The organism is Mesorhizobium sp. M0408 (assembly GCF_040321495.1).
Lineage (GTDB): Bacteria > Pseudomonadota > Alphaproteobacteria > Rhizobiales > Rhizobiaceae > Mesorhizobium.
In genome coordinates this window covers 1-13694 of sequence record NZ_JAMYRO010000047.1, presented here as the reverse complement: position 1 = coordinate 13694, position 13694 = coordinate 1, and the positions used below count along the sequence as shown (strand labels likewise).

The window sequence follows — 13694 nt, the reverse complement described above, 5'->3', positions numbered from 1 at the left end:
CATAAAAATCATCGACGGCCGTCCCTGTTACTGACGTTAGTAGCGGGAGGAGGCTCCTATACCGACGGCCTATCGTTGGGCGCCTTCCTGATGGCCAGTGTGCTGTCAAGTCTCCGCACGTCGCGGACGCCACTTTCTGTGTCAGCCGTATCCGGTGAAGACGTCGCTGTCCGGAACCCGACACAATGGGGCGCAGCACTCCGCTCTCGCGGCGCAAAACACGAGGTTTGCCCCTCTGCTCGCACAACCTCCTCGGTGGCACGCCGATTGCAAGGACACGGTGGAGGGCCCATTGCGCCATAGGGGTGTCGCATGCTCCGACCGAGGAGAGCTACATGAAACTTGCTCGAACAATCCAAACCAATGCGACAGACGCTGCACCGAGTGCGGTCCCGCCAATTAAAGCTTTGCCGCGTCCGTTACGGGTGCCACTGTCGCTTCCCCAGCAGCGGCTTTGGTTCCTGTCCCATCGGAAGGGCAGCAGTAAGGCCGATCTCATCTATGTGGGGCTTCGGCTTCGCGGCGAATTGGACGAGGCGGCCCTACAGTCGGCCTTGGACGGGTTGGTGGCGCGTCATGAGGTGCTGCGCACCACCTTCGGGGTGGAGGACGGCGAACCGTTCCAAAGGATTGGACCGGCGGACACCGGCCTGCCGCTGAAACGAGACGATGTGACGGCGGCAGCGGATGTGGAGACGGCCCTCGCGGAGCTGATGCGTTTTGAAGGGCAGGCGGTGTTCGACTTAGAAGCCGGGCCGCTGATCCGTATACGACTGGCGCGCTTGGCGGAGGACGATCATATGCTGCTGATCATCATGCACCGCATGGTCTCGGACGGCCGGTCGCGGCAGATTCTGATCTGCGAGCTTAGCGAACTCTACGCCGCGGCCCGGGAAGGCCGCGCGGATCGGCTGAGGCCATTGCCGGTGCAGTATGCGGACTACGCGATTTGGCAGCGAGGTCGGCTGGCAGGGGAACTCTTGCAGCGGCAGTCGGAATACTGGCTCCGAATGCTGGACTGCACGCCAGAAGTACTGGAGCTGCCGACAGATCGGCCGCGGCCGGCGCAGCGAGACTACAGTGGCAGTTACGTCGAGTTTGTGTTGCACGAGCGGCTGAGTGCACAGCTCAAGGAACTGAGCCAGCGTCATGGGACGACGCTGTTCGTGACTCTGCTGGCGGGCTGGGCGCTGGTACTGGCGCGGCTGTCGGGTCAGAACGAGCTGGTGATCGGCACACCTCGCGCCAACCGCACCCGCTCCGAGATCGAGGGGCTGATCGGCTGCTTCGTCAGGACCTTGGCGCTGCGGATTGATCTATCGGGAGATCCGACACTGGAGACATTGCTAGAGCGGGCGAATGCCGCCGCGCCTGGGGCGCAGGATGATCAGGACCTGCCATTTGAGCAGGCGGTGGAACTCATCGATCCGCCCCACAAACCGGAGGTAATACTTACATGGCAAAGCAATCCTGGGGAGTCGGTCGAACTGCCGGGGCTCGAGCTTGAATATGTAGGCGTTGCCGATCGCGTCGCGCAACATGATCTCGCGCTTAACCTTTCCGAGGTCGGCGAGGCGATCTGTGGAAGGCTGATCTATCCGACGTCTCTGTTTGAGCGGAGCACGGTGGAGCGGTTTGTGAGCTACTTGCAGCAGGCGCTGAGCCAGATGGCGGCCGGCCCCGGGCAGCGAGTCTGGTCGGTACCGCTCCTGTTGGCGGAGGAAGGTCGATTTGCGGTTGAATCGAACCCAGCGGAAGAGGCCTGTCACCAGGACCGCTGGGTTCACGAACTGCCTGGGGCGCAGACGGAGCGGGATCCGAAAACGATCGCGGTTGTGTACAAGGACCAGAGCCTTAGCGATGGAGATCTGAAGGCGCGGGTGACCGCCGCGGCGCCTCTCGTTTGCCCTCCTCAAGCACCACCCGCTAACTCGGCCCCGCGGCCCGACACAACGGTGATGAATTTCATCGAGGGGCCGCGCGTCGTTACCGAGGGAGAACTGCAAGCCAGTAGCATCATGCGTTATCATGTCACAAAGTCTTATCGTGAGCAGATCACCAACAGCGGTTATTACGAACAGCTCAAGTACATCGTGGAACCTTCATTCCAAGAGTTCGAAAGTCCCGGAAACCTGGACACGAGCGGCGAGCTAGATAACACGGTCTTTCCCGGGTTTCAGCACAAGTACGCCCAAACCGGGTTGTTGCTGGTCACGGACCGTTGCGCTTCGTATTGCCGCTATTGCCTTCGCAAACGCCTTGTCGGAAAGGATTCCGATGAAATAGCAGCTGATTTCGCGCAAATTGGGCAATATATTCGCGACCATCCCGAGATTACGAACGTGCTGATAACAGGGGGCGACCCGCTGGTACTAAGCACGGCCAAGCTCGACAAGATGCTTGATCGTCTGCTGCCAATCCCACATTTGGATTCGATTCGAGTCGGTACAAAAACACTAGCCTATCAGCCCAAACGGTTCGAGGATCCCGCTTTACCGGCTTTGTTCAAACGAATCGATGAAGCGGGTAAGGCCGCAGTGATCGTGACACACTTCGACCATATCGGCGAAATCTCCGTTAAGGCGGAACACAGGATTCGCTCCTTGCGCGCTCAGGGCGTGCAGTTCCTGAACCAAACCGTTCTTCTCGCGAAAGTCAACGATGATCCTGAGATCTTAGCTGCCACATTCGCCAAGTGTCACCAAATGGGTATCCGCCCGTATTATCTCTTTCAGGCCAGACCAGTGAAAGGCGCTTCCCATTTTCAGGTTTCACTGCGCCGAGGAATAGAGATTGCTCGCGGCATCAACCAACGCCTCAGCGGCATCCAAAAAACCTTCAAATACATCATGTCCCATCACACAGGAAAGATCGAAGTCCTCGACCTTGGAGCCGATGGCCGTATCTATATGCGGTATCATCAAAACAAGAGTCCCGAAAAGATCGGAAAGATCTTTTCTCGGCCGCACCTTGAGGGCGCCTGCTGGTTGGACGATCTGCCCGAAGGATGAGATCCAAAGGCGCGCATGAAATACGGCGTGCTCAAGACACCCACGGCCGCAACAGTGTCTCCAAGGCCGGTGTCCGCAAACTCAAACAGGTTCTATCGCTCTACCCGCCGGCACCTGGTCACCATGGAGAACACAATGTTTCCCAATAGTATAGATTTGCACCTCTCCCAGTTGAAAAAAATAAACCCGGTGGCCTTCAAGGCCATCGAGCCCCGAATCGCTAGAGAGTCATTCGACTGCCTTGCCAAACTGTCGCGCAACGAGTTCACCCCGGAAGGGCGTGGTTCGGATTACCTCGATAGCGTCCAACTGTCCCTGCTGGCGCGATCGGAGGGTGTGATGGATCTACTGGGAAAAATGCACCCCAATGGTCGCGACGGACTGTGTCCATCACTGATCTTCTGCGATCTTCTCGCCGGGGACGGCTACGTGAACAAGGTAGCGCACCAGCTCTTGGGGGCGGCGCGCTGCCCAAGTTTCATCAACTCTGACGTCTCCCAGTTCATGGTAGACCGTTGCATCCGGGATGGCCTGTTTGCGATCTGGCAGGGCGCCACCGATCCGTTCTGGATAAAAGATGGATCGGTGGATGGTGTGCTGATGGCTTACGGCACGCACCACATCCCGCGCGCTGAGCGCGCCACTGCTGTCCGGGCGGCTGCACGAGTGCTCCGGCCCGGTGGCATCTTCGTTCTTCATGACTTTGAAGAGGGCTCCCCCACTGCCCGCTGGTTCGCTGACGTGGTGTCAACTCATTCAGTGACCCCACATGACTATCCTCATTTTACCGCGGGCGAGGTGCTCGATCTGTTCGCTGCTGCGCAGTTCGATGAGGTAACTGTGCAGCGAATCTCAGACCCGTTCGTCTTCTACGGAGGAGACGAAGGGAGCGCTCTCCAACTGTTAGCGGAATACGTCGTGAAGATGTATGGGCTAGAGAAGCTCGGGAGCCACACGCAGCGCGTGCTCGCGCTTCTTGATGAGTATTTCGGGCTCGTCGTGACGCAAACCTCCCACCGTGAGTTCGAAGCGCGCATAACGCGCAATGCATTGGTCGGGAGCGGGCGACGCGTGTGAAACCCATTGTCGCTGGTCCCATCAAGAGCCAGAGCTTCTGCTTGCCTCACTCGCCACGGGCGGGGCATCCGATACGAGGAGAAAAGCGATCGTGCCTTGATGGGCCGTTAGAACTGCACCTCGCAAACCGTCAGCACAAAATCTTCACGGATCATTTGTCGGAGAGATGGGACCTAATGCAATGCGTCGCGCCTCGCGCGCGTCACGCGCGTCTACCGTCGCGAGGCGCATTCGATTCTGTGCACGCTTTGCGGAGAGAAGGGGCTCCCTGTTCCGAAACTGCTCCTCACACCGACGAGTCGGCGCAGCATCGCCGAATGGCGGACTTTCGACTGCCCCTGTGCACCGGTATCATAAACCGTTTGCCGTTACCGTCCCCCGGAGTCGCGCGATGCCCTACAGGCCGTATTATTGCCCATTCGCAATTAATCTATGCTCAAAAGATGTTAGACGCATAATAAATTTTGAGATTAGGGTTGGAATGCATCGGCCTAGAGGAGCAGGCGCGCCTTTTGCCGTAGCCATGGAGAGCCAAGTGAAGAGCGGTCCAAGCTGGCGTTCTAAGGGGACTGCCGATGAGTCGCGTTTCGAATCGAGTTCGGACCGGAAATCGTCGAGCCGGAGGCAAGCGTCAGTGAACGAAGCAATCATTGGAGCGAGAAACGTCTCTAAGTGGTACGGCAGCTTCAGGGCGCTGGCTGACATCAACCTAACTGTCAATAAGGGCGAGCGCGTTGTCATCTGCGGACCCTCCGGATCAGGAAAGTCGACGCTGATTCGCTGCTTCAATCGGCTCGAAGCACATCAAGAAGGCGAGATCACCGTTAACGGGATCACGTTGCACAGCAAGATGCGCAATGTGGCGGAGGTTCGCAAGAACGTCGGCATGGTGTTTCAGCAATTCAACCTCTTTCCACATCTGACAGTGCTCATGAACTGTATGGCCGCCCCGATGTGGACCAAGGGAGTGCCTGAGGCCGAGGCAAGGAAGCTGGCGCTCAAATTCCTCGAACGCGTGCGCATACCGGAGCAGGCGAACAAGTTCCCCGGTCAGCTCTCCGGAGGCCAGCAGCAGCGCGTCGCGATTGCCCGTTCCCTCTGCATGGAGCCCACCATCATGCTGTTCGATGAACCGACCTCGTCGCTCGACCCGGAGATGGTCGCCGAAGTGCTCGAGACGATGGCCAGTCTGGCGCGCGACGGCATGACCATGGTCTGCGTCACCCACGAGATGGGTTTCGCGCGCTCGGTCGCGGACCGGGTGATCTTCATGGATGCAGGCCGGATCGTCGAAGAGGGCAAGGCGAACGACTTCTTCACCGATCCACAACACGTAAGAACAAAGCTGTTCCTCAGCCAAATACTGTCGCACTGATTGTTGCGTCGTTTGGTGGAGAGTGTGTTGAGGCATGCTTCCTATGCTGGAGACAAGAAAAATGAACACTTTCGTAGGGTGCATCCGCCCAGAAGATGCCAGGAGAACGCCATGAATGTAGATCAATTAGTTCTGGATCTGCTCGGTCGGCAAGGCGAAATTGTGGATGACCTTTGCACCTTCTTGCGTATGCCTAGTGTAAGCCCGGACCCTGCTTTCGCAGAGGGGATGCGCGACGCCCAAACATTTCTCGTAAACCGGCTCAAGCGCATGGGCTTGAGCGATGTCCAGCTTCTCGATGGCGGCGGCCATCCTGCTGTTTACGGAGCCTGGAATGGTGCTCCTGGCCGGCCCACTATCCTCATCTATGGCCATTACGATGTTATGCCCCCGGATCCCTTGGACAAATGGGTTTCCCCGCCATTCGAGCCCACGATTCGTGATGGCAAGCTTTATGCGCGAGGAGCCTCGGACGTAAAGGGCTCCACAGTCATTGCGCTCCATGCCGTCGAAGCTTTTTTGCGCCTCTGTGGCAGCTGTCCGGTGAACATAAAGTTCTTTTTGGAAGGGGAAGAGGAGAGCGGAAGCGCAAGCCTCCGCGAGATCGCAAGGCGGTACGCTCCGTTGCTTGTTGCCGACGGGATGATTTCGGCGGATGGAGGACGCGCGAGTCCCGCATTTCCAACCATCAACATTGGCTGCCGCGGCTTGGTCGAGCTCGAATGCTCAATCCGTACGGCAGACCGAGATTTGCACTCCGGTCGGTACGGCGGCGCGGTACGGAACGCTGCACACGAGATGGCGAAGATCATCGCTTCACTTCATGACAAGGACGGCGCAATCGCGATCCCCGGATTGCTGATGGCCCTACCTAAGGTGTCCGCCAACGCAAGAGCTGAAACGGCCAGATTTCCCTTCGACGATGCCGCCTTCGTCAACGACGTCGAGGCGCGTGTGCATGGAGAACATGGCTTCTCTGTACGTGAGCAGGTGACACTTCGACCGGCCTTGGACGTAAACGGAATGTGGGCGGGCTACACCGGGGTTGGCACGAAAACAGTGATTCCAAGCACGGCCCATGCCAAGCTGTCCTTGAGAACAGTCCACGGACAGGATCCCGACCAGGTTTCAGACATTCTTAAGGCTCATCTACGAGCCGTTTGCCCTCCGGACGTGGAACTCTTGATCCACGGCCTGGGCACGTCGAGCCGTGCCTTCAACCTGCCCACCGGTCACCCCCTCGTGCTTGCCGCAAAAAAAGTCCTCTCCGACGCGACCGGTCAAGAGCCAGTTCTTGTTCGGCTGGGCGCGTCTGTACCTATAACCGTGATATTCCAAGAGTTGTTCGGAATTCAGACGCTGATGTTCGGCTTTGCCCTTCCGGATGAGGATATCCACGCGCCCAACGAGTTTTTCCGGTTAGCCTCGTTTACGGAAGGCCTTTCCGCATGGCCAAGGCTGCTAGCGCAGCTCGGCGAGCACAGCGTCGACGAGTTTCGATCGATGGCCGTAGCGGCCGAGAGGGTGCCTGTCTAAGCTTAGGTTTAACGTTCAGTGGCTTTCAATCAGACCCCATGCATCCGTAAAGCCGCAGTTTGATACTTGGAGCGCCACGACGATGTTGCAAGACCGCCCAGTTCTCGGAGTTCTTGAGCTTGACGAAGGCTTGTCCCCCGATAGCCAAAATCAAATCCCCCGGACAGGAGCCCTAACGAATCCAGCCACCTTCGAGTGCCTGGTCGTCACCGAAATGGTGGAGGGAGCGAGGCCTGATGTAGTCATCCGGGGTGAGCCGTTGCTGGAAATGGCATGCATTGCAGCTGCTCGGCGGCTCATACAACAAGGTGCCAGCGTGATTACTTCTGACTGCGGATTCTTCATTCGCCATCAAGAGGCGGTCGCCGCAGCTGTCAATGTGCCTGTTGTGCTATCGAGCCTCCTTCTAGTTCCGGCTTTGCTCCGTCAGCTTGCGCCTACCCGTAAGCTTGCGGTGGTCACAGCCGACTCGTCAAACCTCGATGACGATTTGCTCGGCGTCGACAGCCAAAAAAGTCGGGCGAGAATTGTGGTCGGCGGTGTTGAAGGCGGTGAGTACTTGCGTAATTCAACCGCCCGTCCGTTCCGTCGGACCGATGTCGCTCAAATTGCAAAGGAGGTCGCCGCATGCGTTACGCTATTGCGGGCCGACCATCCTGAAATCGACATGCTACTATTTGAATGCACGGGGTTTCCGTGTGTTACCGACGCTATTCGAATGCGCACTGGTCTTCCAGTGTATGACACTACGCACCTTTGCCGACTAACGTTGGCGTCCTTGGAACCTCGTTATTGTGCTGCGGGTGCGCAGGCTCCGTCGTCGGAACCGGAGAGCTTCGGGAGCGAAAATCATTAGGTGCTGCCAAAGCCCGTAGGCGCAAGCCAGATTCTGCGACCCCCTTCCTAGGCTTGTTCACAAGATCATGATCATGGAGCCAATTATGAGTGCAGATACGCTACGTTTTGAATTGTCTGAATACAGAGAGCGCCTTGATAAGGCTCGCCGTGCAATGGAGATGGCGGGCATTGACGTGCTGGTCGTGACCGATCCCGCCAACATGCATTGGCTGACGGGTTACGATGGCAATTCATTCTACGTTCCCCAATGCATAGTTGTAACCAAGGATAAAGACCCCATTTGGTTCGGTCGTAACATGGATGCTAACGGATGCAGACTGACCACGTATCTAGCTGAAGATCGGATCAGGTGGTACGAAGATCATTACGTCCAATCCGACACACTGCATCCTATGACTGTTCTTGGTCAAGTTATTACTGACGAAGGGCTCGGCTCATCGAATGTCGGTGTTGAGAAGGACAACTACTACATGTCTGCCTCAGCTTTTGAGGCTCTGTCAGCGGCGTTGCCTAATGCAAAATTCAAAAAAGCTGATCGAATGATCAATTGGCAGCGGATTGTAAAATCCCCACAAGAGATCGAATACATGCGCGGCGCTGGCAAGATCGTTGACGCAATGTTTCAGCGTATCTCCGAAGTGCTGCGGCCTGGCGTAAAGCAGTCAGATGTAGTTGCCGAGTTTACCCATGCTGGCACACGCGGCGTGGGGCCATATTGGGGTGATTATACGGCCTCCGTGCCAAACATCGGCGCCGGCGCTGACGCTGCGGCTCCCCACCTCACCTGGAGCGACCGCCCGGTCCGACCCGACGAGAGCATCTTCTTTGAGCTAGCGGGCGTTCATAAACGGTACCACTGTGCGCTGGCGCGGACCTATTACCTTGGAAAACCCCCTCAAAAGATACTGGACGCCGAGAAGGCAGTTCTTGAAGGAATGCAGGCTGGCCTCGAAAAGGCTGTGTCCGGCAATTGCTGCGAGGATATCTATCTGGCTTACGTTGCCGAATTGGCTCGTTACGGTTTGGTCAAGAATGGGCGTGCTGGCTATTCGATAGGCCTCGGTTACCCACCCGCATGGGGCGAGAATTCAGCCAGCTTCCGGGAGGGCGACAAAACGGAGTTCCGTCCCGGCATGACGTTCCACTTCATGACTGGTCTGTGGTATGGCGACTGGGGACTTGAAATTACAGAAAGTATCCTCATCAATGAAGGGCAAGTTGAATGCTTGTCCAGCTTTCCCCGTAAGCTGATTGTGATTGACTGACATCTGCGCGCCGCCGCTGCTCTGTTTGAGAACGCCATTGTTCCAAGCGGTAACGCGCGTGCGACCTTGGGCGGATCATGGACCAGTAAGGTGCCCGGAGATGTTGAAGATTGAGCTGTCCTCGCACTCATGGGACTGCATGTGGAGCGTGCCCCAACGATGTAACAGAACAAACCGTTGCGGAATCGAAGACGAACTCGCTCGCTAGCGCATAGCGCTGTGTCACATGCCCTGCAAAGGGCGCAATCTTGTTGTCGGAGCGGCGGGCCTGCTCCGTCGTTGGCGTCGATCGCAAGATGATCCGCTACCATTCCCGGGTCGTGTCCCGCGAGGTGGTGTAGCTCGGCGGTAGCGAAGCCGCTCGCGAGCGCGCCCTCAATAGCGCCGTAGCGAGCGAGCGAAGCAGCGAAGCAGCGGTGGTCATCGATGTTATTCCGTTAGGGTCGGGTTCCTGACACCAACCTGATTCGAAGGAACCACCGATGCCGACGACATGATGAACCTGCGCGCGCTCGTGAGAAGGCGCTGAGGGCCGTCATCCAGGAGGCCTACGTCCAAGGTATCTCGCGACCCGCTCGGTCGACGATATGCCGGATCGCCTCGCGCCCGAGAGCCACCGCCAGATGTGTCTTGCCCGTACCCGGAGGTCCAAGGAACAGGACCGTGTCGGCATGAGCAATCCAGCGGCAGGTCGCCAGCTCCCGGATTTGGCGCTGATCCAGCGACGGCTGCGCGTCGAAGTCGAAGCCGTCGAGTTCGCGCACAAACGGGAACTGCGCGATCTTGCCTGCCATGGAGATGCGCCGCTCGTCGCGCCTCGCGATCTCGCGCGTAACGAGGAAGGCCAAAGCCTCGCGCAAGGTCATTTGCGAACGCGCCGCTTCGTCCAGCAGCGTATCGAGCTGATCCCGGATCGCGGTCAACTTCAGCCGGTCGAGCATTGCGACCAACATCTCGTGATCGACCGCCGTCATCACAAGCTGCCTCCCACCAGTGCCTCATATTCGGCCAGTGGCCGCAACAGAGCGGAAGGCGCAACAATATCCGCCGATCGTACCGGCGCAGCAGCGCCGACCACGCCGGCAAGATGCGCGCGCTCGATAATCCGTTGGCGACGTCCCCCGCACAAGGCATGATCCGCTACCACCTCGCCCGCATGATGCACGATAACGCGGCCGCCCAACACCACGACTTGGACGCTCTCCCCGATCAGCCGCCAGGGAACCGAGTAACTGTTCGTGTCCAGGTCGATAGCGCAGTCCGCCTGGACCTTGCGCACGAGATCCCGCAGCTGCCCAAACGGCGCCCGTCCGCCCAGAGGGCGAAGCGCCCCGGCCTCTTCGGCAAAGCGCTCCGCAGGAGCCACGCCGGTCGTGCCATGCACACGCTGATCGGCAATCTCGCGCGTCCACCGGTCCAGATGCGCCTCGAACGCCGCCCAGTTCTCGAACCGGCGGCCGGCAATCGCATTGCGCTTGACGTAGCCGGCCCCGCGTTCGTCCTTCCCCTTCGTACGCGCTCGGTAGAGCGCACAAGCCCGCGGCGTAAATCCCCAGTAGCGGGCAAAGGCGTGCAGCCGCATGTTGAACCGCACCTCCCGCGTCGTCGCATCGTGATGTTCGACCAGCGCCTTCGGGTTGTCGAACAGTACTTCCGTTGGAACCCCGCCGAAGCGAAGGAAGGCTCCTTCCATCCCCTCGAACCAGTCCGCCTGGCGCTCCCGAAGCGAGGGACGGATATGCAGTCGACGCGAGTAACCCAGCGTTGCTACAAACGGGTGCACCCGAACACGCTCGCCGCCGATCCACGCCCGCGTGTCGCCAAAGTCGATCTGCATCTGATGTCCCGGCGCCGTCTCAAACCGCGCGCTTCTGCGCCCTCAACTCCCGACGCCAACCCTGCACCCGAAGCTCCACCGAACGAAGCCCTATGACGATCCCATGTTCGCTCTCCAGTTCCTGGCGCACCACATCGGCATTGCCGCCATGGCGGAAGAAGCGCTCCCGCAGCCAATCGTCCAGTCCGTCAAACGCGGTCGGCCGCACAGGCTTGCGAAACGGAACAGTCCCGCCCTCGCGTAGATACCGACGCACCGTGTTGCGCGCGCACTCGAATTCCTTGGCCAGTCGCTTCGCTCCCCAGCCAAGCTCATGCAGCCGCAGCATCGCTGCCACCTCTTCAGGCTGAAGCATCTCCTCTCCCTGCATCGTTCTCGACAATGCAGGAATCGCCGAAATCCCAATCATCATCCATGCCTCCTCTCATAACCGAGGGGGTCAGTTCTTCATTTCGTCAGCGGGTCAGTTTCTCAATTCGGCCGACACCTACTGTCGTGTTTGCCGAATCCGCGACACATTGTTTTCGGCCTGACAGTCTGCTGCACTCCGGGTTAAGTCATTGAACAAAACTCCGAAAATATTTCTAAGACTCCCCTCGGCGCAGTTGGCATGACTTTTGAGAGGTCCTCTTCGTACGCTCGGCGGCACTGTGTTCGCCTGGAGGAGTCGAATGGTCAACAATAGCCAGATATTCTCGGTGCCACGCAACGTCCAGTTGCCGCGAGTGACATTCCGAAGACCGACCGGGATTCATGCAGCCAATGTATGGGAACTCATCGCGAAGTGCCCGCAATTTCCCCGACACCTGCGTGCTCGCTGAGCATGCCGGGGCGGTGGTTCGCTGGTTGCGGCCTGCCGGCGCCGAGCGACCCACCCACGCGCTTGATAGCCATTGACCCCATCGAACGCTCCCTTAGCCCCGCAACTATTCCCGCCGACCTGCCTAGCCAAGGCCCAACAAGGAGGACAACGATGACTGACCAAAGTGCACCGGATCGCGAGGAGGAATTCGCGATCTTCAACCGTCTCGAGTCTGAAGTTCGCAGCTACGCCCGCAGCTTTCCCGTGGTTTTCGCGAGAGCGCTAGGGGCTCAGCTGTTTGCGCGCGATGGGAAAGCCTATCTCGACTTTCTCATGGGCTGCTCGAGCCTAAACTATGGACACAATCACCCTGAGCTGAAGTCCGCGCTCACAGACTACATTGCGAGTGACGGCATCACCCACGGCCTCGATCTGTATAATGAAGCCAAGGGGTCTTTTCTGCGGGAATTCCACGAGACGATCCTTAAGCCGCGACAACTAGACTACGTCGTACAGTTTCCCGGTCCGACCGGCGCTAACGCGGTCGAGGCTGCCCTCAAGTTAGCGCGCAAGATCACTGGTCGGCCCAATATCATAGCCTTCACCAACGGCTTTCATGGCGTGAGCCTTGGCGCTCTCTCCTGCACCGGCAACCGATACCACCGTGCGGCCGCCGGTCAGCTGCTTGGCGGCGTCACGCGGCTACCCTATGACGGCTATCTTGGATCCGCTGTAGACACCGCCGATTACCTTGATCGCCTGCTCTCGGATCCCTCCAGCGGCGTGGACGCCCCGGCGGCGGTGATTGTCGAGACAGTTCAGGGCGAAGGCGGCCTCAATGTCGCCGGGATGGCATGGCTGCGCAAGGTAGCAGCCATTTCGCGCAGACATGGAGCACTGCTGATCGTCGATGACATTCAGGCCGGCGTTGGCCGGACGGATGCATTCTTCAGCTTCGAGGCGGCCGGTCTCCGCCCGGACATCGTCACAATGGCCAAATCGATATCGGGCTATGGCCTACCTATGGCCCTCGTCCTAATTGATCGACAATTCGACAAGTGGGAGCCCGGAGAACACAACGGCACGTTCCGCGGGAATTGCCATGCTTTCGTCACCGCCCGGGTAGCCCTGGAGCACTTCTGGCGAACGGAGAGCTTTGCAGCGTCCGTCAGGGAGAAAGGCAATCTGCTGAAAAGTCGCATTGATCAGATCGCGCAGAAATACGACCCAAGCCGAGTGTCAGCCAAGGGTCGGGGCATGATGCGGGGCATCGATCTGAAGTCTGGCGAGGTTGCGGGGCAGGTCATCAGCAACGCTTTTCAGATGGGCCTCATTCTCGAGACCGCTGGTCCCAAAGACGAGGTCGTGAAATGCCTGCCACCCCTCATCATTGGGGAGGCTCAACTTAACCAAGGTCTCGACATCCTCGAGGACGCTATCAATAGCGTGATGGGCAGCGCAGTGAACACTGCAGCTTGAGAGGTGATGATGATTGTAAGGGATGATCTCATGAGGAGAAACTGACAGCCAGACGGGTCCAGAGTACGCCTCCGGCGAGGCTTTCAATTACCCACATCGTGGGCGGGGCCTATTGCCGCGTATGAATCTGCCGTGATTCTGTCTGTGACGCCGAATCACGGATGCGTCACGGATGCGAGACAAGACCAGCAGCGGCGAAGCCGCTTGGCAGGAGGAAGAGCTTTCTACGGCGGGCCCTTCCCGACAAGCGTTTGGCCCGTCGGTCGCGACGGTTGCTGGATCAGATGTCAGCTGCGCCGGGCAGCCGATCCCGGCGGCCTGCGGCGACTGGGCGGCGGCGAAGGCGGCCTACCGCTTCTTTGACAACCCGCGTGTGACCGAACATGGCGTTCTGGAGGCCATTTCGCCGCGACCGCGGCGCGGTCGCGGCGAGCGAAGGTCCGATCCTTATTCT

At 58.7% G+C, this 13694-nt stretch carries 8 protein-coding genes and 2 pseudogenes; 8 read left to right on the top strand and 2 right to left on the bottom strand.

What is annotated here, in order from left to right; all coding sequences use genetic code 11:
• Positions 1 to 335: 335 nt before the first annotated feature.
• The 6 genes from NKI67_RS31655 to NKI67_RS31635 all read left to right on the top strand — a co-directional run bounded on the left by NKI67_RS31655 (position 336) and on the right by NKI67_RS31635 (position 9122).
• Positions 336 to 3011: a condensation domain-containing protein gene (locus NKI67_RS31655; RefSeq protein WP_352648766.1), complete on the top strand. Its 2676-nt coding sequence runs from the start codon at positions 336 to 338 to the stop codon at positions 3009 to 3011.
• 135 nt (positions 3012 to 3146) lie between these two features.
• A complete protein-coding gene (locus NKI67_RS31650) occupies positions 3147 to 4088 on the top strand; it encodes a methyltransferase domain-containing protein (RefSeq protein ID WP_352648764.1) in 942 nt (313 codons plus the stop codon).
• Between the two features lie 523 nt (positions 4089 to 4611).
• Positions 4612 to 5463, top strand: coding sequence for an amino acid ABC transporter ATP-binding protein (locus tag NKI67_RS31645; RefSeq protein ID WP_502909376.1), 852 nt, complete (start codon positions 4612 to 4614; stop codon positions 5461 to 5463).
• Positions 5464 to 5574: 111 nt separating this feature from the next.
• Positions 5575 to 6999 (top strand): M20/M25/M40 family metallo-hydrolase, encoded by a 1425-nt coding sequence (locus NKI67_RS31640; RefSeq protein ID WP_352648760.1) that lies wholly within the window; start codon positions 5575 to 5577, stop codon positions 6997 to 6999.
• An 82-nt stretch (positions 7000 to 7081) separates the two neighbouring features.
• Positions 7082 to 7855 (top strand): AroM family protein, encoded by a 774-nt coding sequence (locus NKI67_RS33955; RefSeq protein WP_502909375.1) that lies wholly within the window; start codon positions 7082 to 7084, stop codon positions 7853 to 7855.
• Positions 7856 to 7940: 85 nt separating this feature from the next.
• Entirely contained in the window at positions 7941 to 9122 is a 1182-nt protein-coding gene (locus NKI67_RS31635) for a M24 family metallopeptidase (protein WP_352648759.1), read from the top strand.
• A 590-nt stretch (positions 9123 to 9712) separates the two neighbouring features.
• Here the strand turns inward: NKI67_RS31635 and NKI67_RS31630 are convergent.
• Both NKI67_RS31630 and istA read right to left on the bottom strand, forming a co-directional pair.
• Positions 9713 to 10096: pseudogene (locus NKI67_RS31630) on the bottom strand (ATP-binding protein); the annotation flags it as partial.
• Positions 10096 to 11371, bottom strand: a pseudogene (istA, locus tag NKI67_RS31625) (IS21 family transposase). The pseudogenes istA and NKI67_RS31630, both read right to left, overlap by 1 nt.
• A 561-nt stretch (positions 11372 to 11932) precedes the next feature.
• Between istA and ectB the strand changes: the two are divergent.
• Positions 11933 to 13240 carry a diaminobutyrate--2-oxoglutarate transaminase gene (ectB, locus tag NKI67_RS31620; RefSeq protein ID WP_352648755.1) on the top strand — a complete coding sequence of 436 codons (1308 nt, stop codon included), beginning with the start codon at positions 11933 to 11935 and terminating at the stop codon, positions 13238 to 13240.
• Between the two features lie 172 nt (positions 13241 to 13412).
• Positions 13413 to 13694, top strand: a 282-nt coding sequence (locus NKI67_RS31615; RefSeq protein ID WP_352648753.1) for a transposase DNA-binding-containing protein, incomplete at its 3' end; no start/stop codon positions are given.

Coding starts and splice junctions, on each gene's coding strand:
- NKI67_RS31655 (WP_352648766.1), top strand. CDS start 336: ATGAAACTTGCTCGAACAATCCAAACCAATGCGACAGACGCTGCACCG.
- NKI67_RS31650 (WP_352648764.1), top strand. CDS start 3,147: ATGTTTCCCAATAGTATAGATTTGCACCTCTCCCAGTTGAAAAAAATA.
- NKI67_RS31645 (WP_502909376.1), top strand. CDS start 4,612: ATGGAGAGCCAAGTGAAGAGCGGTCCAAGCTGGCGTTCTAAGGGGACT.
- NKI67_RS31640 (WP_352648760.1), top strand. CDS start 5,575: ATGAATGTAGATCAATTAGTTCTGGATCTGCTCGGTCGGCAAGGCGAA.
- NKI67_RS33955 (WP_502909375.1), top strand. CDS start 7,082: ATGTTGCAAGACCGCCCAGTTCTCGGAGTTCTTGAGCTTGACGAAGGC.
- NKI67_RS31635 (WP_352648759.1), top strand. CDS start 7,941: ATGAGTGCAGATACGCTACGTTTTGAATTGTCTGAATACAGAGAGCGC.
- ectB (WP_352648755.1), top strand. CDS start 11,933: ATGACTGACCAAAGTGCACCGGATCGCGAGGAGGAATTCGCGATCTTC.